Raw genomic sequence first — 18842 nt, forward strand, 5'->3', positions numbered from 1 at the left:
CGTCAAGCGGCAGGTGTGAGGTCTCGTTCGACGCCGCGCGCTTCGCTTTCCATGATGCGGTAGACCTCTCGTGCGATGGCGCGCTTGAGGCATCGTTTGATCTCTCGAGCCGACTTTCCCTCGAGTGTTCGACGGGCGGCATAGGCCTTCGTCGGCTCATGGATCCTGAGACGCGTCAGCGCGACCGTGTGCAGAGCCCGGTTGAGTTGGCGATCGCCGCGGCGGTTGAGGCGGAAGCGGGTGACGGCTCCGCTGGAGGCTGGGATCGGGGCCGCGCCGCCGAGGGATGCGAAGGCCGCTTCGGAGCGGATCCGGCCCGGGTGTGACCACGAAATCAGGAACTGCGCTGCGGTGATGGTCCCGATCCCGGGTCGTGCGAGAAGGGTGGGGCAGATCCGAACCACGAGCTGTTCAATCTCGGTCTCGTATTCGGACGCTTCCGCTTCGAGCATGAGTGCGCGGCGGGCGGTCCCGCGGATCGCCCGGACGGTCGCGCGGTGTTCGATCGATTGCGATGGGCTCGTGCGCAGGCGGGCGCAGCGCTGCAGCTGTTCGTCGGTAGTGCCGCGGCGGAGTTGGTCTCGTAGTGGCTGCGCGGCGTTCACGATGAGCGCTTTGAGTTGTCCGATCGCCTTCGTGCGGCTCACGACGGCGCCTTGCCACGCTGAGACCAGGACCCGCAGTGCTTCGCGGTCGCCGCGAGACCGGGGTGCGGCAAGGTGGTCCCGGCTGAGCGCCTCACGGGCCGCCCGGACCGCATCGAGGTCGTCCGACTTCGCTCCATCGCGCCGAGCGGGGCGTGCAGGCCGGTCGATTTCCACGACCCACTCCCCGTGCTCGAGGAGTGACGTGGTCAGTCCGGCCCCGTAGCTCCCGGTTCCTTCAATCGCCCACACCCTCTTGCCGGGGGCGGCGGAGTCCGCGAACGCCTGGAGCCGCCGATAGCCGAACGCGTCCGTGGCGACGGTGAGGTGCCTGATGACGCCGCCGGTGTGGCCATCGACGACAGCGGCTGTATCGAGTCGCGGTGGGTGTCGACGCCGATGACGTAGTCGACGACGCCTGCGAGCATTGATGTCATGGTGCTTCTCCTTCAGGTGAGTGCCATCTGGGTCGACACCGGCTCGGGAGAGTTACCACGTAGCAGGACTGTGATGAGGCACGACCCTTGAGGGGCCGGCCAGGCTTCTGATCAGGCCAACGGCGGTGGGCCGGGCCGGTGCCGGCGGCTACGACGACAGATCCATTGCCAGGACACCGCGAGGAGCGGGTCAGTGAGTCGTTTTGGGTCAGCCGCAGCTACCAGCACCGACACTGGCACCCCGGTGCCGTGGAGACCACCGGGCCCCTTCGTAGTCTCACAGTGTGTCTTGCCGGTGCCGGGAGGGCCGAGCAGCACCACGTTCTGCGCTTCGAGCAGGACCCGCGGCGTTGCGGGCGGAGACTTCGCGTTCCAGCACCGCGGCGAGGTAGTCCTCGAACGACCAGCCGGCATCGCGGGCTTGGTCGGCCATCTGGCCGAGCCGATCTGCGTCGCGCAGATCGCGGAGGCCGCGCGGATTTCCGTGCGCGCGCTGCGGTACGGCTTCGCTCATCAATTCGGTGTCTCGCCCAGCAGGTACCTGCGTGACAGTCGACTACGTCAGGTTCACGCTGAGCTGCGCGACGCGGATCCGGCGGTCACGACGGTCGTCGCGGTGGCCCGTCGGTGGGGCATCGGCCACGCGGGGCGCTTCGCCGCCGAGTACCGCGCGAAGTTCGGTGAATACCCCTCCGACACGCTGCGCCACTGACCAAGCGGCCATCGCGCCGCCTGGAGTGGGGGTTGATCCACCCGAACGGCGCGGCCGTCGCCGATGCGACAACCTCGCCGCCTACGCGCCTTCCTTCTCCGACGCCCGGTAGCGCGCGGGCTCCGGCGCCCGTGCGAACCACCGGCCCGTGACCTGGGTCGGCACGATGCGCACCCAGCGGTACTTCAGGGTGGGGATCCACGGGGTGAGCGGGAGCGCGTCCGCCTCGTCGATCTCTCGCTGCACCTCGAGGCGCTCCGCCACGCCCTTGACGATCACACTCGACGCGTGGGTGTCGTCGTACTCGTCCACTTCAAAGGCGACCCGTGGATGCTGGGTGAGCTCCGCGAGCTTGGAGCCGGGCGCGGTGCGGAAGAACACGCGCGGTCCATCGATCACGTAGTTCACGGGGAAGATATCGGGGTCGCCGTCCGCATCCAGGGCGAGGTGACCCAGCTCGCCGCGCGCGAGCAGATTCCAGCACTGCTCCTCGCTGAGACTCACGACCGCATCGTTCGTGTCTTCCATGACGCCATCTCCGTCGATCCCGTCCGCCGCACACGGCCCCTGCGCACACCATAGTTCCGCCGCGACCAAAAGGGCACTGGGCACCTGCGCTTCGAAGATGACGGATGCTGCGGGCCGCAGCATCCGTGTCTTCCCCCTAGTCTCGTCACCATGGGCGCGACGGCGAATGCCTATCTGACCGGGTTCGGCCGGTACCTGCCGGGGGAGGCGGTCGACAACGACGGCATCGCGGCGCGCCTCGGCGGTGTCGACGCGGTCACGGAGCGCACCCGCCGGCGCATCCTCGACTCGAACGGCATCCGGCAGCGGCACTACGCGCTCGACGAGCACGGCGAGCCGACCGAGCTCAACGAAGAACTCGCGGTCAAGGCCCTCCGTGCGGCGTTCGACGATCGCGGCATCGACGCCCACGACATCCGCATGCTCGCGTGCGCGACCACGATGGGCGACGTGCTCGTGCCGGGGTTCGCCTCGATGGTGCACGGGCGACTCGGTGGCGGGCCCATGCAGCTGCTGTCGGCGTCCGGTGTGTGCGCGTCCAGCCTCGCGGCCCTCGACGCCGCCGTCAGCAAGATCCGGCTCGGCGACCACCCGCGCGCGGCAGTGGTCGGCTCGGAACTCGCAAGCCGGAGTCTCCGCCAGCGCCGGTATGACGGCATCCGTGCCGGCATGGACGCCCACTTCCTCCGCTGGATGCTGTCGGACGGGGCGGGGGCCGTGGTGGTCGAGTTCCAGCCGCACCCGGACAAGCCGTCGCTGCGCGTCGACTGGGTGCGTCACGTCTCGCTCGCGCACGAGCACGACGTGTGCATGCGCGCCGGCATGGTGGGAGCGGAGCCGGTGGTCGGCGGAACATGGCAGGACGCCGGCATCGCCGAGGCGGACGCCGCCGGGATGTTCCTCCTTCGGCAGGACGTCGGCATGCTCGACGACCTCGCCGAGGCCGGCATCCGCCAGTTCGAGGAACTCGTCGACATCGGACTGGTCGACGTGCGCCACCTCGACCACGTCGTGTGCCACTACAGCACCAACATGTTCCGCGACGTCGCGTTCGAGGCGCTGCGCCGCCGCATCCCGACGCTCGACACCGACCGCTGGTTCTCGAACCTCGAGACCCGCGGCAACACCGGCTCGGCGAGCATCTTCATCGCGCTCGAGGAGGCCTGGCACTCGGGCCGCTTCGCACCCGGCGAGACCGTGCTGCTCGCGGTGCCCGAATCCGGGCGTTTCTCATTCGCCTTCGCCCATCTCACCGTGGTCGCCGCCCGTGACCAGCAAGGAGCTCCGATATGAGCAGCACGACGACCGTCTCCGCCGACACCGCCCGCGATGAGCCGGTGAGCCTGTTCGACCGCCTCGCCGCGGTCTGGGTCGAGCTCGAGGATCGGCTGGACCGGGTGCCCATCCTCCAGCGCCTCGCCGACGGCACGGTCACACTCGACGACTACCGGCGGCTGCTCTTCAACCTGCGCCAGCAGGTGGTCGACGGGTCGCCGTGGATCTCGCGGGCGGCGGCCAGCTTCGACATCGACCACTTCGAGCTGCGCGCGGCGGCGATCCGCCACGCCGAGGAGGAGCACCGCGACTACCTGATGCTCGAGCGCGACTACGTCGCGATCGGCGGTTCGCTCGACGAGCTGCGCCGTGGGCGCAAGAACATCGGGTCGGAGGCGCTGTCGGGCTACATGTTCCACTACGCGGCCCAGCCCAACCCTGTCGGGCTGCTGGGTGCGATGTTCATCATCGAGGGGCTGGGCGCGAAGCGCGCGGCGGGCTGGGCGGCGAGATTCCAGGAAGTGCTCGGCCTCGCCGACAACCAGGTGCACTTCATGCGCTACCACCAGGATGCCGACGCCGAGCACACGGGCGACATGGAGGCGATCCTGACGTCGGGCATCATCGATGACCGCGACGCCGACGACATCGTCCGCTGCGCGCAGGTGGTGGCGCGGCTGTACGCGCTGCAGCTCGAGGAACTGGACCGCTGACGTGGCGGCGCCGCGGCCGAGCATGCCGGAGTTCGTGCGCTCCGACCCGAGCATGTGGGAGGCGGTGTACGCCGATCCCTCCGTCCCCCTGGACCGCGCGCTGGTGCGTCAGATCATCAACGACCAGCGGCGCCTGTCGCGGCGCTGGCTCTACCCGATCGCGCGGATCGTCTCGCGCGTGCTCGTCGCGATCATCTCGATCGTGAAGCGCGTGCTGCCGTTCCGGTGGATGCCGCTTCCCACCATGGACGCGCTGTGCGTGTGGTTCCTGCGGCGCTTCGTCTCGCCCGGCGCGGTCGAGCTGCTGATCCGGCACTTCGTGGTCGAGACGAACCTGGTCAACTTCATCATCCGCAACACCGCGGTCGACATGGTGCCCGTGACGCTGCGACCCGAGACCCTCGCGGGCCTCGGCGACTCGGCCGTGGTCGAGCACGACGTCAACGTGTACGACGTGCTCATCGCCCTCGACGGTGTTGCGCTCACGCGCCCGGAGACGCTCGACTTCCAGCAACTCGACATCCCGCCGCTCGACGCCGAACGGGGCCGCCGGCGCTACCTGCGGCTCGATATCCAGAGCGCGCTGTGCTTCATGAACATCCCGTTCTCCATGGCGCTCACCGTGGAGGAGTACCGGCGCGCCGTCCACTCGATCCGGTTCGACGACTCGTTCCTCGAGATCCTCGCGCTCGTCACGGGCGACGACACCTTCCGCCACTGGAAGCTCGCCGGCATGAGCCTCTGGATGGACTCGAACGTCGACGTCCCGCGCATGGTCTACCGCCATGCGCTCGTCTGCGAGTACGCCCATGCGCACCTCGTGAAGCTCGCCGGCGGTGCCCACCCGCGCGACACCCCGGCCGAGTTCGACTGAGGAGACGGCGATCCCCCCGCGCCGAACGGACGCGGGAGGATCATCGTGTGCGGCGTCAGGAGCCGCCGGGCCCCGGGCAGTAGATGATGTGACTGATGTCCTTGCCGGAGAGCGACGACACGTCGCCACCGCCGAAGAACTCGTACACCGTGTTGGTGCGTCCTGCCTTCACGACGACGACCGTGTAGCTGTCGGGAAGCGTGTACGACAGCACCCCGTCGTAGTCGAACTCGATCTTCTCGCAGTTGTCCCCCCACGTCGCCGCGTGATTGCCCTCCGGTGTCGCGGGCATCTCGTACGCCCACCCGTTCGCCTGCGCTGCGGCCGCACCGCCGAGCGTGGCACAGAGGACGAGCGCGGCCGTCGCGGCAGCCTTCTTGATCGGATTCTTCATCGGACCCTCCCCAGGTTCCGGGCGCAGGAGAATCGACTCGGGCGCACAAATCCCCCTGTTGCGCCATTCCTGGCGGGATTCTACGACCGAGGCACGCACCTGTCGATAAGGAACGACTGCCGAAACCCCTTAAGGAGACGGATGCTGAGCCTCGCAGCGTCGAGGAGGCTCGACGTCTCAGGAACCGAGCTCCGCGACCATGGCTGCGAGGCGCTCGTACTCCTCCGGCATCCCCGGGTTCGCGAGGCGCGCGTCGGTCGGCGCGCGCCCGGCGATGACGTCGTCGAGGTAGCGGCGGTCGGCGTCCAGGCGGGCCACGGCGTCGAACCCGGGCGTGCCGTGGCCGGGGATCACGAGCTCCGCCTGGCCGGCGTACGGCGCGAGAAGATCGAGCGCCACGAGATATGACGGCAAGTCGTCCGGGTCGAACGGGAGCGGCAGCTCGAGGTCGCTCAGCATGTCCCCGGCGATCAGCACGCGCTCCCCGGGCAGCCACACGGCGGTGTGACCCGGAGCATGGCCGTCGTGCACCACCAACTGGGGTGCGAAGCCCCGAGGAACCGACGCGGGCGGGATCGCAGCATCCGTTCCCTCCACCCGCCCCATCAGTTCCACCAGCTCGCCGGGAAAGTCGACGCCGAGCGCCGAGACGAGGGCCGCGCGCTCATCGCGGGCCAGCGCCGCCGTCGCGGGCGACGCCCAGCGCGGGGCGGGGCCGAAGCGCGGGTGCCACAGCAGGTGGTCGTGGTGGGCGTGCGTGGCGAAGCCGCCGACGACGCGGAGCCCGCGTGCGTCCAGCTCGTCGGCGAGGGCATCGAGCTCATCGGGCATCCACGCCGGATCGATGAGCAGGGCCTCGCCGTCGCGGCACAGCACGGTCGACGTCGTCGACATCACGCGGCTGGTGGCGACGAGCACACCGTCGGCGACCTCGATCATCGCCGTTCACTCTAACGGCCCCGTTCCCGCACGGGCGCGTTAGCATCGCACCGACGGAACGCGTGTGATGAGAGGCAGGCGCATGAGCCTGAGTGAGATCGACCCCACCGTGCCGCCCTCCGGCGAGGGCTGCGCCGACTGCGACGACGTCGGCGGGTGGTGGGTGCATCTGCGGCGGTGCGCGGTGTGCGGCGACGTGCGCTGCTGCGACACCTCGCCCGCGCAGCACGCGACCGCGCACTTCCGGGCGACGGGCCACCGGTACGTCCGCAGCTTCGAGCCGGGGGAGGAGTGGTTCTGGGACTACGTCGCCGAGGACTACATCGACGGTCCCCGGCTCTCGCCGCCCGAATCGCGTCCCGACACGCAGCCGTCGCCGGGGCCGGAGGGCCGGGTTCCGGCCGACTGGCGCGAACTGATCCACCGCTGAGAAAGGGACGTGCGATGGGCACCGCGAAGATGACGCAGCGCGAGTTCGAGCGGATGATGAAGCCCGCGCTCACCGACGCGCAGTGGGAGCGGCTGCTGTCGTTCGGCGAGCCGCACGATGTCGCGCAGGGCGAGTACCTGTTCGAAGCCGGTGACCTCGACTACGACCTCATCCTGGTCGACAGCGGCGAGATCGAGATCGTCCGCGTCGCGTTCGGCTGGGTGGGCGAGACCCACGTCGGCACGATGGGGCCGCGCAGCTTCGTCGGCGAGCTGGGGCTCCTCAACGGGCAGGGCGCGTTCCTGTCGGCCCGGGCGACGAAAGCGGGACGGATGCTGCGAGTCAGTCGTTCGCGCCTGCGCGTGCTGATGGCGGAAGACGACGAGCTGTGCGACATCATCCTGCACGCGCTGTGGGCGCGGCGCGAGATCCTCCGCACCGGTCCCGCCGCGCTGACCCTCAAGCTCGTCGGACCCCGCTCGTCGCGGGAATTCCTGGCGCTGCGCCGCTTCGCGGAGCGGGTCGATCTCGTGCACACGGCCATCGAGCTCGCCCCGGGCGACCTCTGGACGCTCGGCGAGCACGGCATCGGCCTCGACGACCTGCCGGTCGCCTTCATCCAGGGCGAGGCCATGAAGCGGGCGACGCCGGGCATGGTCGCTGAGCGGCTCGGGCTCAGCTACCAGGGCCGCGCCGACGAGGTGGTCGACCTCGTCGTCGTGGGCGGCGGCCCCGCCGGGCTCGCGGCCGCCATCTACGGGGCCTCCGAAGGCCTGAGCACCGTGCTGTTGGATGCGGTGGCCCCGGGCGGGCAGGCGGCGGCGACGTCGCGGATCGAGAACTTCCTGGGCTTCCCGTTCGGTGTCAGCGGCGGTGACCTCATCGGCCAGGCGTCGCTCCAGGCGCTCAAGTTCGGGGTGCGCGTCTACGCACCCTGTGAGGCCGCAGACCTCCGCCCCGCGGGGAACGACCTCGACGTCACGCTCACCGACGGACGCGTCATCCGTGCGCGCACGGCGATCGTCACCTCGGGGGCGGCCTACCGCACGCTCGACCTCGACCGCTGGAACGAGTTCGAGGGCGCGGGCATCTACTACGCCGCGACGCCGCTCGAGCTGCGACAGGTCTTCGAGTCGCCGGTGGTCGTCGTCGGCGGGGCCAACTCCGCCGGGCAGGCGTCGCTGTACCTCGCCGCGAACGGATGCCCCGTGCACCTCGTGGTGCGCGGTTCCGACCTCGGCAGCCGCATGTCGTCGTATCTCGTGGACCGGCTGCTCGAAGACCCGCGGATCGACGTGCACACCCAGTCCCGCGTCACGGCGCTCGGTGGCAGGTCGGCGCTGGAGAGCGTCCGGATCGACTCGATCGGCGACGTCGCGGCGCGAGGGCTCTTCTGCTTCATCGGCGCGGAGCCCGCGACGTCGTGGCTCGCGGAGCTCGATCGCGACGCCGACGGGTTCCTCCGCACCGGCACGGACGTGTCGGTGCAATCCCTGGAGCGCTGGCAGGGGATGGGCCGCGAACCGCTGCCGTTCGAGACGTCGGTGCCCCGCATCTTCGCCGCGGGAGACGTGCGCCGCGGCTCGATGAAACGCGTCGCCGCAGCGGTGGGCGAGGGATCCAGCGCCGTCGCATCGGTGCACCGCGCGCTCGCCGAGATCCGCTGACCCGGCCCCGCCGCGCCGTCACCAGCCGCTGCGGGTCGGCGTGTGGCCCTCGCGGGCGTCGTCGGGCATGGCCATCTCGGCGCGCACGCCCAGGAGACGGATCGGCCGGCCGGGCTCGATCTTGGCGACGAGCTCCAGGGTCCGCGCCAGGACGACCTCGCGGTCGGAGGTCGACGGGATCTTCTTCGTGAACGTCTTGGTGAAAAACGGCGCGTAGCGCACCTTCAGCCCGAGTCCGACGACCGGCCGGTCGTCGGCGGCGACCTCGTCGAGAACCTCGCCCAGCAGTCTGCGGGCGGCCTCCTCGATCTCGGCGGGCTCCACGATGTCGACCTGGAACGTCGTCTCCTTGCTGTGGCCACGGGCGACCCAGGGGGTGTCGTCGACGACGTTCGAGCCGTCGCCGCGACCGAGCTGGCGGTACCAGAGGCCCATCCTGGGGCCGAACTCGGCGGTCAGGGCATCCGGGTCGGCGACGGCGAGCTCCGCCACCGTCTCGATCCCCAGCAGCGCGAGCCGCTTCGAGATCTTCGAGCCGACGCCCCACAGCGCGATCGTGGGGCGGTGGCCCATGACCTCGAGCCAGTTGTCGGCGGTGAGGTGGAAGGTACCGCGTGGCTTGCCGAAGTCCGTGGCGTTCTTGGCACGGACCAGGTTGTCGCCGATGCCGACACTGCAGTGCAGCCGGGTGCGGTCGAGCACGTCCTGCTGCAGCCGGCGGGCATAGCCTTCGGGGTCGTCGGTCTCGACACCGACGAACGCCTCGTCCCAACCGAGCACCTGCACCACGGCGCCCGGCTGGGAGCGCAGCGTCGTCATGACCTGCTCCGACGCGGCGAGGTACAACGGCGCGTCGACCGGCAGGATGACCGCATCCGGGATCTTCCGCGCGGCGATGCGCAGCGGCATCCCCGACCCGACTCCGAACTCGCGTGCCTCGTACGACGCCGTCGAGACGACAGCTCGCTCGGTGGGATCGCCCCGGCCACCCACGATGACCGGCTTGCCCGCGAGCTCGGGGTTGCGCAGGATCTCGACGGCGGCGATGAACTGGTCGAGGTCGACGTGGAGCACCCAGCGACGAACCTCCCGCGTCTCGCGCATGAGATGAGCGTAGGCCGGGCTTCGGACGTGCGCTCGCTCCACGCCGCCTCGGTCATGGCGGCCTTCGTCATCGGGACCTGACAGGCATCGCCCTTGTGCCGATGTCCGTCGGGTTTGGGGCGCATCCCGTGCGTTCGGGGCGCACGAGACGCGCCCCGAACGTGCGCCACGCGCCCCGAACCGGTCATGTGTGCAACAGGGTCTTCCCTTCCGGCCCGAAGCCCGTACCGGCCGCCCCGCCGCGCGTCAACCCCCGTGCGCCGGGCGGCAGACCGTTCGTACTGTGGCTGTTCCCGATGAGAGGAGCCGTCATGGCAACCAGCACGGTGACCGCAGAGACCGAAGTCGACGCCCCGATCCGCGCGGTGTACGACCAGTGGACCCAGTTCGAGGAGTTTCCGCGGTTCATGTCCGCGGTCGAGCGCATCGAGCAGCTCGGCGACCGGCGTCAGCACTGGGTCGTGAAGGTCGGCGGGGTCGAGCGCGAGTTCGACGCGACGATCACGGACCAGGTGCCCGACGACCACATCGCGTGGGCCAGCGACGGCGAAGCCGTCCACTCGGGACGTGTGAGCTTCCAGTCGCTCGGCGACCGGACCAAGGTCGCCCTCGAGATGACGTGGAGGCCCGAGACGTTCACCGAGAAGACCGGCGCAGCGCTCGGCATCGACGAGCACGCGGTGAAGAAGGATTTCGAACGGTTCAAGGACTTCATCGAGGAGCGCGGCCGCGAGACCGGGGGCTGGCGCGGCGAGATCCACGGCGGCACGACGACGCCCTGAGCGCCGGACCGCCCGAGAGATCGACGAGAGGAAGCACGATGTCCGACAATCTGCCCGCCGACATCCCGCCTGCGCCCGACGGCCAGGTCGGGATCCAGCCGACCCGCGACCGCGACACGTCGATCGAGCCCGACCCCGCGCTCGATCCCGCGCAGGCCGAATGGGACCGCACGACGGCGCGCGACGCCGGACTCTTCGTCGATGACAGGGCGACGGCCACCGGCGACGACCCGGCCCACCTCCCGTCCGACGACGAGGACGTGCCGCGCACCGACCTGCCGTCCGAGGGCGCACAGCCCGAGACCCAGGGGCTCTCCCCTGAACTCGCAGAGCAGGGCGACACCGGCCAGGGCGACCTCGCCCCCGAGGACTACTGAGCCGACAGGACAGGTCCAGCGCCCCGAGCGGGTCGCTGGACCGAGGGCTCCGCGCAGGGGGGAACGATGCGCGGAGGGGGTGGTGGATGCCTCGGCCCGGCGGCCTGGCCCGGGCCGAGGCATCCGCGTCTATACGAAGGCGAAGAGCGGCGGGAAGACGGCCACCACGACGGCAGCCCAGGCGAGGTAGACGGGCAGGAAGCCGGTCTGCCATCTCTCGAGCCGCTCGTACGGAGCCCGGTGCATCGAGAAGCGCAGCTGCAGCCAGGCGGCGCCGGCGAGGTTGGCGAGCAGGATGACGTTCAGCCCGAGTGAGGCCAGCTTGTTCGGGCTCGCGCCCCACTCGGCGATGCGCCCGATCATCGCGACGAGCACCATGATGTCGACCACGAGCGCCGCGACGACCATGAGCAGCTGCGTCCGGTCGAACCACGAGGGCGGCGCCAGCGGATCGCGGGCAGACAGCGCGTAGAGCAGCAGGCCGACCACCACGACGAGCACGATGTCGAACAGGACGAGCAGGTCGCGCTGGCCGAACACCTCGGTCGTGCTGTCGTCGATCAGGTTCCCCTGGATGAAGCCCGCGGCGATGAACGCGAGCAGCAGCACGGTGAACAGCGGTGTGAAGAGCTTCGTGAGCACCGGGGCGATGTTCTCGATGACGCTCTGCTTCGCCTCGACGAGCCAGGCGGCGATGAGGATCGCGCCCGCCAGACCGCACGGGACCATGACCTCTTCCACGAACCAGCCGGCGTCGAGGTCGATGGCGGCGAAGACGCCCATCGTGAGCGCGATGAGAACGCCGCCGCCGAGCGCGATGAGCGCGAGGTAGACCACCCACTCGCCGGTGAAGCGGATGAAGTCCATGCGGGCGCGGCTCGACCTGACCCGGCCGTTGACGTAGGCGATGCCGGTGGCGAGCCACAGCACCACGACGACGTGCGTCGCGGCGAGCATCAGCGTCGCGCCGCCCGGGGCGAACGGGTACACCGCCATCACGATGGCGGCCGCCACGAACGGCACCGCCACGACCGCGATCGTCGAGAGCGTCGCCGTGCGCCGCACCAGGAAGTACGTCGCGAGGAAGGGCAGAACGAGCAGTGCGTACCAGCGGCCGTAGAAGTCCCCGTTCTCCGCGAACTGCACGCCGAACAGGGCGGGGATCTTCACCGCGAGGGCGGCACCCACTGCGAGTCCGACCGCGAGCAGCACGCCGCCGCCGGGGCGGGGTGCGCGCGGCTCGTCCTGGAACATCAGCTGCTTCCAGAGCCGCTCGGAGTGTTCGCGCGCGAACTCGCGCGACAGGTCGTCGAGGCCGCCGAGCCGCTTCACCGCGACCAGGAAGGCCTCGTCACCGTCGAGGCCGGATGCCTCGAGTCGGTCGATCTGGCCGCGCAGGTGGTCCTCGAGCTCGTCGACGTCACGGCCGTCGATCGCCTCGGGACGTGAGACGTACGCGCGCCACGTCGAGATCTGGTCTTCGATGCGAGGGTCGAGGTCTTCAGTCATGTCAGGCACCTCCGAACGCCGGGATGCCCGCGAAGTCCGTGCCGCCGTCGCGATCCGACCACACCCGCTGCAGCGCGCGGCTCACGACCGCCCACTGCTGCCGCTGCTCGGCGAACGCCGCCCGTCCCGTCGAACTGAGCCGGTAGTGCTTGCGGGGCCGGCCGCTCGGGGAGGCGCCCCACGACGACTCCACGTGCCCGAGACGCTCGAGGCGGTGCAGCAGCGGGTACAGCATGCCGTCGCTCCATTCGAGCTCCCCGCCCGACAGCTCGCCCACGCGCTGCAGGATCGCGTAGCCGTACGACTCGCCCTCCGCGAGGATGCCGAGCACCATCGGCGTCGCCGCGGCGGCGACCAGGTCCTTGCCGATCTTCACGTCGTCCTCCATACCTAGAAGTTCTAGGTACATAGAAGTACAAGTTACCTAGAACCGCAAGGTACACCGTCGAGGCGGCGGAGCGCACCATCGAACTCGCCCGAGGGGCGAGGTGCGAGCACAATGGGGCCACAGCCGGAGCGCGTCCGGCTTCGCCCGACCCGAGGAGCCTCGCCATGGCCCGTTCCCTCTCCGAGATCCGCGATCGGTCCCGCGCGCGTGCGAAGGCGCGCTCCGAGGCGCGAGCCGAGCTCAAGAACACCGCGTACGAGATCTTCATCGGAGCGCTGTCGATCCTCTCGATCGGCAACCTCGTGCTGATGTACGTCATCGCGGGCGACACCGCGCTCGAGCTGGTCCTGTCGGTCATGAACGCCCTGTTCAGTGCGATCTTCCTCGGCGACTTCATCTATCGCATCTCGACGGCGCCGAAGGCGTCGCGCTACTTCTTCCGCGGCTTCGGCTGGGCGGACCTGCTCGCCAGCCTCCCGTTCCCCCAGTTCAAGATCCTGCGACTGTTCCGCCTGCTGCGGGTCTTCCGTCTGCTGCGTGAACTCGGCCCGCGAACGGTGTGGACGACCCTCATCCACGACCGCGCGAACAGCGCGCTGATGACCCTGCTGCTGATGGGCATCCTCGTCCTGCAGTTCGGCAGCATCTCGATCCTCTACGTCGAGGAGAACGCGGACGGCGCCAACATCACGTCGGCCTCCGACGCGCTCTGGTACACGATCGTCACGATCTCGACCGTCGGCTACGGCGACCAGTACCCGGTCACCAACGCAGGGCGCATGATCGGCACGCTCATCATCGTCGTGGGCGTCGGCATCTTCGGTACGTTCACCGGCTACCTCGCGAACCTCTTCCTCGGTCCTCGCAAGGCCGCAGAAGAGGCGCAGACGGATGCTGAGACCCCGGCTCCCGCGGACGACACCGCCGTGGTTCCCTCCGACGCTGAGCAGGCGATCGCGGATCACGCGGCGAAGGGCGTCGCGGCCGGTGCGGTCGCCGGTGCGGTGAAGGCGGGCGCGGCCGCGGGGCAGGGCAGGGGTCCGGGGGCGCCGATCGCCGGTACGCCGGAATCGCCGGGGCTCGAGCCCGAAGGCCGGGAAGCCGAGCCTGAAGACACGGTCGAGCGCCTGCGCGCACTGCTCGCGCAGTCCGACCAGGCGATGGCCGAGATGCGGCGGCTCCTCGCCGACGCGACCCGGTAGACGCCCGACCGGAGGACGAGGCGAGTAACCGACCGGTCAGTGGCGCGAGGCGAGCGCGTTCCAGATGCCCGCGCCGAGTACGACGGATGCGGCGACGAAGGGGGCGACGAGTGCGGTGCCGGCTCCGGCGTAGTCGGCCACGAGTCCCGTGAGAGCGGATGCTCCGGACTGGCCAACGACGATGGCAGAGCCGAGCATCGTCATCACCGTCGCGGATCGGCCTCGTGGACTGAACGCGGCGGCGAGGCTGTACTGCGTGACGAGAGTCGGTCCGATGCCGACGCCGATCACGAGGAGGCAGATCGCGATCGCGCCGATGCTCCCGACGAACGGCAACGCGATCGTGCCCGCGACCAGGATCGAGGCGAATGCCAGCCACCGCGCGCGCAGCGTGAAGCGCGCCGGGAACAGCGCGACGCCGAGCGCGAGGGCAGCCGAGCCGATGCCCATCGCCCCGTAGACGAGACCTGCCTGCTCGGGCGCGCCGCGCTCGGCCATGAACGCCGTGAGCGACGTCAGCATCGCGCCGAAGAACAGCCCCATTCCCAGCGCGCCGGCCACGGGCGCGAGCACGCGCGGACGGAGCAGCTCGCGCACAGGCGCCTGCTCGGGCGGCGGGCCGCCGGTCGATGGCGTGAGGGTCTGCGCTGTCGGGTGCAGGGCGAACGCGCTGACGAAGAGGAGTCCGAGCACGGCGGCGCCGATCACCGGGGCGGCCGGGTCGAGAGTGGTCGCGAGCAGGCCCACGATCACCGGTCCGAAGACGAACACGATCTCGTCCGCCGCGGACTCGTATGCCATCGCTCCGTTCACGACGGGCGTGCGGCGCTGCGTCGGGTACGCGCGGCCGATGATGCCGACGAGGCGACTGCGCGAGAGCGGCGCGACCTGCGGCATGGTCGCGCCGATGAAGAACGCGACGGCGAGGAGCGCGGCATCCGGAACCGGCGCGAAAGCCAGCCACGCCATCGTCGCGAGCATCGCGCTGTTGGCGGCGCCGGCGATCAGCAGAACGCGCCGCTGACCGAAGCGGTCGGCGGCGGCGCCGAGGAGCGGCCCGACGAGAGCGGTGCCGAGACCGGTCATGGCGCTCGTTGCACCGCCGAGGGCGAGCGAGCCGCGCGCCGAGACGACGAGGGTCAGGATGCCGACCACCATCATGGCGAACGGCAGACGCGCGATCAGCGCGATGGGGAAGTACGCGTAGCCGGCCTCGCGGATGAGGCTCGGGCGCCGGACGGCGGCGCGCGCAGAGGTGGCGGTCTCGACGAGTGTCGTGTGCATCTTTCTCCTGGCCATGCGCCGAGGGTCGGCGGCTGCTGGTGCCGCCTTGTGCGCAGCCGGGAGCCGCAGACAGGTAGATGCACATCGAAATGGGCACCGCCAGTCTACCGTGGCCCACCTGGGCGGGGCCTGGCCGGGGTGCTTCCCTGGCGCTATCCGCTTTGGGGCGCGCCGCGAACAGCCGGGGCGCATGCCGTGCGCCCCGAACGCACGGGACGCGCCCCGAACGCGGGGCCGCCTGGCTCAGAGCACGGCGCCGACCATCGCCTCGCCGAGCGGCGTGCGTCGGTGCAGCATCCGGGCGCCGTCGCGGGTGCTGGCGACCAGGCCCGCGTCACGCAGCACCGTGAGGTGGTGCGAGGCCGTCGAGAGCGCGAGGCCGCAGTCGCGGGCGACCTGGGAGGTGGTTCGCGGCTCGTGGGCATCGAGCAGGATGCGGGCGCGCGCGGGGCCGAGCAGGGCGCCGAGCGCAGACGACACGTCGGTGGGGTCCCGCGCCCACGTCGCCGTCACGCCCTGCGCGGGGTAGAAGAGCGTCGGCTGCGCGGGCGGCTCGGTGAGCACGAAGCATCCCGTCGCGCCCATCACCGACGGCACGAGCACCAGGCCGCTGCCTCGGCAGTCGACGACCTCGCTCCAGATGCGCATCGTGACGCGCACCGCCCCGTCCGACCACTCGACACGATCGTGCAGCGTCTGGATCATCGCGCCGATGCCGCTCTCGGCGATGCGGCGCGAGCGCACCGCGATGTCGGCGCGCAGCAGTCGCTCGAGCTGCGTCCAGACCGGGGCGACGCCCGAGTTCCACACCGACAGCCATGCCTCGGCGATCATCGCTCGGGCGCGGTCGGGCCGCTCGAGCATCCGCTGCACCGCCGCGCGGCGGGCACCCTCGGTCCGCACCAGCACCTTCGTCATGTCGACCTCGAAGCGCTCGTCGTCGATGTCGCGCAGCCGCTCCGCCTCAGCCTCGGGCGTGAGTTCCCACGTCGGCGTGGTGGTGAGGAAGTCGGGGAAGTAGCCCTCGTCGCGGATGAGCAGCGCGAGCACGTCGAAGTCGTCTCGCGGGATCGCGCCGCGGGTCGCCCGCATCCATCCCCACTGCAGCGGGTACTCATCGGGCCGGAGCATCGCGCGCACCGCGTGGCAGAGCTCGTGACCAGGGGAGATCCCGAACCGGATCGCGGTGAGATCGTCCGGCGCCAACTGGAAGTCGACAAACTTTCGATCCACATCGAAACTATAGGGTCGGCCGGCGCCGAAGACGAGGGTGGGATCACACCATCGACAGGACGGAGCACCCCATGAGCATCGCGATCCCGGACATCGTCCCGGCTGCCGCCACCCGCGTCGGCACGGGAACCCTGCGCCGCTTCATCGGCGCCGAGCACGGCGCCGGAGTGTCGTACTTCTTCGTCGACAACGAGCCGGGCCAGGGTCCCGACATCCACCGCCATCCGTATCCCGAGACGTGGGTGCTCCTCGAGGGCGAGGCGCGCATCACGATCGACGGGCAGACGCTCCACGCGGTCGCCGGTGACACGGCGACTGCGCCCGCGGGGGCGTGGCACGGCTTCAAGAACTGCGGCACCGGACGCCTGCGAGTGCTCTGCATCCACGCCTCCGACCGCATCATCCAGGAGTGGCAGGATGCTCCTGGGGTGCTCGACATCCCGTCCACCGGGAACTGAGGAGAACCGCATGTCGTTCCAGGCATATCTCGACAACATCGAGACCAAGACGGGCCTCACGCCGCGTCAGCTCATCGAGAAGGCGCACGAGAAGGGGTTCGACGAGAACACCAAGGCGACGCCGATCGTCGAGTGGCTCGCAGCCGACTACGGTCTCGGCCGCGGCCACGCGATGGCCCTCGTGCACGTCATCACCAAGGGACCGCAGATCAGCGACAAGCACGTCGGCACCGATACGACCCACTCCGACCCGTCGAACATGCTGTGGCTCGACGGCAAGGCGACGAACCCCAACCCCTGACTCAGGTTGCGCCCGGTTCGGGGCGCGCCGCGCCCGTACGGGGCGCACGCGGCACGCCCCGAACGCGCGGCATGCGCCCCGAACCAGAAGGTCAGCCGCGGGGGCGCCGCCACCACGGCCGACGCGGGGACGCGGCATCCGTCTCCGCCTCGGCGGCCGGCTCGTCGACGTCGCGTCGCTCGCGCCACGCGGCCACCTCCGCCTCGACGTCGCGCGTGGGCGTCACGACGGGCGGGCCGCCGAGCAGCTGGCGGCGCGCCTCGACGACGCGGCGGTTGAAGTCCTCGAGTGCCTCGCGCACGTCGGCCTCGCGTGACAGCTCGTCGAGCTTCGCGTCGAGCTCGGCGTTCTCGACCCGCAGCATGAGCGCGGGCGGACCGAGCCCGGTGAGCTGCTCGGTCTCGATCTTGCGGCGGATCCACCAGTCCGGGTCGTGGGTCTCACCGAGTCCGGGGATGGGCTTGCCCGCGCCCGGCAGGCCGTCGAACTCGCCGCGCCTGATCGCCTGCTGGATCGCCGTCTCGACGACCGCCGCGCGATCGGCCGCCGAATACGCCTGCGCGGCCGGCGAACCCTGGGGCGCAGCATCCGTCTCGTCCCGGTCCTCGGCCTCGTCGCGGTGCGCCGCGCGGTAGCGTGCGGCGGCGAGGCGCGGGTCGTCGGTCATGAGCCCGAGACGTGGTCCCGCCACGAGTGCTGCGGGTCGTAGCCCAGCAGGCGGCGAGCCTTGTCGATGGAGAGGAGGGTGTCGTGCTCGCCGAACTCGCGAGTCTCGACGCCCGGGAAGACCTCGGCGACGAGCTCGGCATTGGGGCGTGACATCACGGTGTCGGCCGCGGCGATGATGTACGTCTCGAACCCCGGGGGAGCGACCTCGAGCGCGCGCTGCACCGCCTGCGCGCCGTCGCGGGCGTCGATGTAGCCCCACAGGTTCCACTTGCGCGTCTGCGCGTCGTCGTCGTACGACGGGAACGCCTCGTAGTCCTCGGGCACCATCACGTTCGAGAACCGCAGGCCGGTGATCGACAGGTCGGGGTGCCAGCGCACGAGCTCCACGGCCATGCGCTCCTCGAGCGTCTTGACCAGCGAGTACACCGACTCGGGGCGCGGCGGGTACTCCTCGTCGACCGGGATGTACGGCGGCGGCGCGTCGAACGGCAGTCCCAGCACCGTCTCGCTGGATGCGTAGACGATGCGACGGATGCCGAGCCTCACTGCCGCCCAGAACACGTTGAACGTCGCGTTCATGTTGTTGTGGAACGTCGCGACATCGGAACGGATGCCGGGGGCCGGGATCGCGCCGAGATGCACGACCGCGTCGAACCCGTCGTGGCGGTCGTTCACGGCGGAGAGGGCGTCGACGACCTGGCCGTAGTCGGTGAGGTCCACCTGGACGAAGTCGGGCCCGCGGGTGCCGACGACGTCGAGGCCGATGACGTCGTAGCCGGACGCGCGCAGTTCGCGGGCGACGACGGTGCCGAGCTTTCCGGACGAGCCGGTGAGGGCGATGCGCATGACTCCAGCCTGCCATTGCGGAGCGCTCACCGGGTCGGATCGGGGCGGGTCGGGTGAGGACCGGGCACCCGCGGCC

General features: G+C 70.4%; 22 protein-coding genes and 1 pseudogene. 11 read left to right on the forward strand and 12 right to left on the reverse strand.

The window, feature by feature from the left end; translation table 11 throughout:
• Nucleotides 1–2: 2 nt before the first annotated feature.
• A complete protein-coding gene (locus tag MRBLWH7_RS17400) occupies nucleotides 3–1097 on the reverse strand; it encodes an IS110 family transposase (RefSeq protein ID WP_342002118.1) in 1095 nt (364 codons plus the stop codon).
• A 266-nt stretch (nucleotides 1098–1363) separates the two neighbouring features.
• Nucleotides 1364–1595 (reverse strand): annotated as a pseudogene (locus MRBLWH7_RS17405) (hypothetical protein); the annotation flags it as partial.
• On the opposite strand from MRBLWH7_RS17405, the gene MRBLWH7_RS17410 reads away from it, so the two are divergent.
• A complete protein-coding gene (locus MRBLWH7_RS17410; protein WP_341996771.1) occupies nucleotides 1503–1793 on the forward strand; it encodes a helix-turn-helix transcriptional regulator in 291 nt (96 codons plus the stop codon). The pseudogene MRBLWH7_RS17405 and the gene MRBLWH7_RS17410 sit on opposite strands and share 93 nt — an antisense overlap.
• 81 nt (nucleotides 1794–1874) lie before the next feature.
• On the opposite strand, the gene MRBLWH7_RS17415 is transcribed toward MRBLWH7_RS17410, so the two are convergent.
• Nucleotides 1875–2321: a pyridoxamine 5'-phosphate oxidase family protein gene (locus MRBLWH7_RS17415; protein ID WP_341996773.1), complete on the reverse strand. Its 447-nt coding sequence runs from the start codon at nucleotides 2319–2321 to the stop codon at nucleotides 1875–1877.
• A 150-nt stretch (nucleotides 2322–2471) separates the two neighbouring features.
• On the opposite strand from MRBLWH7_RS17415, the gene MRBLWH7_RS17420 reads away from it, so the two are divergent.
• From MRBLWH7_RS17420 to MRBLWH7_RS17430, 3 genes are read left to right on the forward strand one after another with little or no spacing between them, the layout of a single operon-like run.
• Complete coding sequence (locus MRBLWH7_RS17420) at nucleotides 2472–3614, forward strand: 3-oxoacyl-[acyl-carrier-protein] synthase III C-terminal domain-containing protein (RefSeq protein ID WP_341996775.1); 1143 nt, start codon at nucleotides 2472–2474, stop codon at nucleotides 3612–3614.
• Nucleotides 3611–4309 carry an iron-containing redox enzyme family protein gene (locus tag MRBLWH7_RS17425; RefSeq protein WP_341996778.1) on the forward strand — a complete coding sequence of 233 codons (699 nt, stop codon included), beginning with the start codon at nucleotides 3611–3613 and terminating at the stop codon, nucleotides 4307–4309. The genes MRBLWH7_RS17420 and MRBLWH7_RS17425 overlap by 4 nt, the downstream gene beginning before the upstream one ends.
• 34 nt (nucleotides 4310–4343) lie before the next feature.
• Nucleotides 4344–5183, forward strand: a complete 840-nt coding sequence (locus MRBLWH7_RS17430) for a hypothetical protein (protein WP_341996779.1) — start codon at nucleotides 4344–4346, stop codon at nucleotides 5181–5183.
• A 55-nt stretch (nucleotides 5184–5238) separates the two neighbouring features.
• On the opposite strand, the gene MRBLWH7_RS17435 is transcribed toward MRBLWH7_RS17430, so the two are convergent.
• Nucleotides 5239–5577 (reverse strand): hypothetical protein, encoded by a 339-nt coding sequence (locus tag MRBLWH7_RS17435; RefSeq protein WP_341996780.1) that lies wholly within the window; start codon nucleotides 5575–5577, stop codon nucleotides 5239–5241.
• 177 nt (nucleotides 5578–5754) lie between these two features.
• The gene (locus MRBLWH7_RS17440; RefSeq protein WP_341996783.1) at nucleotides 5755–6516 is read right to left on the reverse strand and encodes an MBL fold metallo-hydrolase; all 762 of its coding nucleotides are present in this window, start codon (nucleotides 6514–6516) and stop codon (nucleotides 5755–5757) included.
• Nucleotides 6517–6598: 82 nt separating this feature from the next.
• On the opposite strand from MRBLWH7_RS17440, the gene MRBLWH7_RS17445 reads away from it, so the two are divergent.
• Both MRBLWH7_RS17445 and MRBLWH7_RS17450 read left to right on the forward strand, forming a co-directional pair.
• The gene (locus MRBLWH7_RS17445; RefSeq protein ID WP_341996785.1) at nucleotides 6599–6946 is read left to right on the forward strand and encodes a UBP-type zinc finger domain-containing protein; all 348 of its coding nucleotides are present in this window, start codon (nucleotides 6599–6601) and stop codon (nucleotides 6944–6946) included.
• 14 nt (nucleotides 6947–6960) lie between these two features.
• Nucleotides 6961–8613: an FAD-dependent oxidoreductase gene (locus MRBLWH7_RS17450; protein ID WP_341996787.1), complete on the forward strand. Its 1653-nt coding sequence runs from the start codon at nucleotides 6961–6963 to the stop codon at nucleotides 8611–8613.
• 18 nt (nucleotides 8614–8631) lie between these two features.
• Here MRBLWH7_RS17450 and MRBLWH7_RS17455 read toward each other — a convergent pair whose 3' ends face one another.
• Nucleotides 8632–9717 carry a DNA polymerase IV gene (locus MRBLWH7_RS17455; RefSeq protein ID WP_341996789.1) on the reverse strand — a complete coding sequence of 362 codons (1086 nt, stop codon included), beginning with the start codon at nucleotides 9715–9717 and terminating at the stop codon, nucleotides 8632–8634.
• Between the two features lie 311 nt (nucleotides 9718–10028).
• Here MRBLWH7_RS17455 and MRBLWH7_RS17460 point away from each other — a divergent pair, with 311 nt between their 5' ends.
• Entirely contained in the window at nucleotides 10029–10499 is a 471-nt protein-coding gene (locus tag MRBLWH7_RS17460; protein ID WP_341996791.1) for an SRPBCC family protein, read from the forward strand.
• A gap of 38 nt (nucleotides 10500–10537) precedes the next feature.
• On the forward strand, nucleotides 10538–10876 hold the full coding sequence (locus tag MRBLWH7_RS17465) for a sugar ABC transporter ATPase (protein WP_341996793.1): 339 nt from the start codon (nucleotides 10538–10540) through the stop codon (nucleotides 10874–10876).
• A 129-nt stretch (nucleotides 10877–11005) separates the two neighbouring features.
• On the opposite strand, the gene MRBLWH7_RS17470 is transcribed toward MRBLWH7_RS17465, so the two are convergent.
• Together MRBLWH7_RS17470 and MRBLWH7_RS17475 are read right to left on the reverse strand one after the other, a co-directional pair.
• Nucleotides 11006–12385 carry a permease prefix domain 1-containing protein gene (locus tag MRBLWH7_RS17470; protein ID WP_341996795.1) on the reverse strand — a complete coding sequence of 460 codons (1380 nt, stop codon included), beginning with the start codon at nucleotides 12383–12385 and terminating at the stop codon, nucleotides 11006–11008.
• Nucleotide 12386: 1 nt separating this feature from the next.
• Nucleotides 12387–12761, reverse strand: a complete 375-nt coding sequence (locus MRBLWH7_RS17475) for a PadR family transcriptional regulator (protein WP_341996797.1) — start codon at nucleotides 12759–12761, stop codon at nucleotides 12387–12389.
• A 176-nt stretch (nucleotides 12762–12937) separates the two neighbouring features.
• Between MRBLWH7_RS17475 and MRBLWH7_RS17480 the strand changes: the two genes are divergently transcribed.
• Complete coding sequence (locus MRBLWH7_RS17480) at nucleotides 12938–13975, forward strand: potassium channel family protein (protein WP_341996799.1); 1038 nt, start codon at nucleotides 12938–12940, stop codon at nucleotides 13973–13975.
• A gap of 36 nt (nucleotides 13976–14011) precedes the next feature.
• Here MRBLWH7_RS17480 and MRBLWH7_RS17485 read toward each other — a convergent pair whose 3' ends face one another.
• A complete protein-coding gene (locus MRBLWH7_RS17485) occupies nucleotides 14012–15259 on the reverse strand; it encodes an MFS transporter (protein WP_342002119.1) in 1248 nt (415 codons plus the stop codon).
• A 243-nt stretch (nucleotides 15260–15502) separates the two neighbouring features.
• A complete protein-coding gene (locus tag MRBLWH7_RS17490) occupies nucleotides 15503–16492 on the reverse strand; it encodes a DUF5937 family protein (RefSeq protein ID WP_341996801.1) in 990 nt (329 codons plus the stop codon).
• Between the two features lie 71 nt (nucleotides 16493–16563).
• Here MRBLWH7_RS17490 and MRBLWH7_RS17495 point away from each other — a divergent pair, with 71 nt between their 5' ends.
• Nucleotides 16564–16950 carry a cupin domain-containing protein gene (locus MRBLWH7_RS17495; protein ID WP_341996803.1) on the forward strand — a complete coding sequence of 129 codons (387 nt, stop codon included), beginning with the start codon at nucleotides 16564–16566 and terminating at the stop codon, nucleotides 16948–16950.
• Between the two features lie 10 nt (nucleotides 16951–16960).
• Nucleotides 16961–17251 (forward strand): DUF4287 domain-containing protein, encoded by a 291-nt coding sequence (locus MRBLWH7_RS17500; RefSeq protein ID WP_341996805.1) that lies wholly within the window; start codon nucleotides 16961–16963, stop codon nucleotides 17249–17251.
• Nucleotides 17252–17342: 91 nt separating this feature from the next.
• Here MRBLWH7_RS17500 and MRBLWH7_RS17505 read toward each other — a convergent pair whose 3' ends face one another.
• Together MRBLWH7_RS17505 and MRBLWH7_RS17510 are read right to left on the reverse strand one after the other, a co-directional pair.
• Nucleotides 17343–17918 carry a DUF1992 domain-containing protein gene (locus MRBLWH7_RS17505; RefSeq protein WP_341996807.1) on the reverse strand — a complete coding sequence of 192 codons (576 nt, stop codon included), beginning with the start codon at nucleotides 17916–17918 and terminating at the stop codon, nucleotides 17343–17345.
• Complete coding sequence (locus MRBLWH7_RS17510; protein WP_341996809.1) at nucleotides 17915–18766, reverse strand: NAD(P)-dependent oxidoreductase; 852 nt, start codon at nucleotides 18764–18766, stop codon at nucleotides 17915–17917. Before MRBLWH7_RS17510 ends, MRBLWH7_RS17505 begins: the two co-directional genes overlap by 4 nt.
• Nucleotides 18767–18842: the final 76 nt, after the last annotated feature.

This window comes from Microbacterium sp. LWH7-1.2, from assembly GCF_038397755.1.
In the GTDB taxonomy this organism is placed as follows: Bacteria; Actinomycetota; Actinomycetes; order Actinomycetales; family Microbacteriaceae; genus Microbacterium.

Bases quoted from the DNA above. Each gene is read 5' to 3' on its own strand.
- MRBLWH7_RS17415 (WP_341996773.1), bottom strand. From the start codon at position 2,321: ATGGAAGACACGAACGATGCGGTCGTGAGTCTCAGCGAGGAGCAGTGC.
- MRBLWH7_RS17420 (WP_341996775.1), top strand. From the start codon at position 2,472: ATGGGCGCGACGGCGAATGCCTATCTGACCGGGTTCGGCCGGTACCTG.
- MRBLWH7_RS17425 (WP_341996778.1), top strand. From the start codon at position 3,611: ATGAGCAGCACGACGACCGTCTCCGCCGACACCGCCCGCGATGAGCCG.
- MRBLWH7_RS17435 (WP_341996780.1), bottom strand. From the start codon at position 5,577: ATGAAGAATCCGATCAAGAAGGCTGCCGCGACGGCCGCGCTCGTCCTC.
- MRBLWH7_RS17440 (WP_341996783.1), bottom strand. From the start codon at position 6,516: ATGATCGAGGTCGCCGACGGTGTGCTCGTCGCCACCAGCCGCGTGATG.
- MRBLWH7_RS17445 (WP_341996785.1), top strand. From the start codon at position 6,599: ATGAGCCTGAGTGAGATCGACCCCACCGTGCCGCCCTCCGGCGAGGGC.
- MRBLWH7_RS17450 (WP_341996787.1), top strand. From the start codon at position 6,961: ATGGGCACCGCGAAGATGACGCAGCGCGAGTTCGAGCGGATGATGAAG.
- MRBLWH7_RS17455 (WP_341996789.1), bottom strand. From the start codon at position 9,717: ATGCGCGAGACGCGGGAGGTTCGTCGCTGGGTGCTCCACGTCGACCTC.
- MRBLWH7_RS17460 (WP_341996791.1), top strand. From the start codon at position 10,029: ATGGCAACCAGCACGGTGACCGCAGAGACCGAAGTCGACGCCCCGATC.
- MRBLWH7_RS17465 (WP_341996793.1), top strand. From the start codon at position 10,538: ATGTCCGACAATCTGCCCGCCGACATCCCGCCTGCGCCCGACGGCCAG.
- MRBLWH7_RS17470 (WP_341996795.1), bottom strand. From the start codon at position 12,385: ATGACTGAAGACCTCGACCCTCGCATCGAAGACCAGATCTCGACGTGG.
- MRBLWH7_RS17480 (WP_341996799.1), top strand. From the start codon at position 12,938: ATGGCCCGTTCCCTCTCCGAGATCCGCGATCGGTCCCGCGCGCGTGCG.
- MRBLWH7_RS17485 (WP_342002119.1), bottom strand. From the start codon at position 15,259: ATGCACACGACACTCGTCGAGACCGCCACCTCTGCGCGCGCCGCCGTC.
- MRBLWH7_RS17495 (WP_341996803.1), top strand. From the start codon at position 16,564: ATGAGCATCGCGATCCCGGACATCGTCCCGGCTGCCGCCACCCGCGTC.
- MRBLWH7_RS17500 (WP_341996805.1), top strand. From the start codon at position 16,961: ATGTCGTTCCAGGCATATCTCGACAACATCGAGACCAAGACGGGCCTC.
- MRBLWH7_RS17505 (WP_341996807.1), bottom strand. From the start codon at position 17,918: ATGACCGACGACCCGCGCCTCGCCGCCGCACGCTACCGCGCGGCGCAC.
- MRBLWH7_RS17510 (WP_341996809.1), bottom strand. From the start codon at position 18,766: ATGCGCATCGCCCTCACCGGCTCGTCCGGAAAGCTCGGCACCGTCGTC.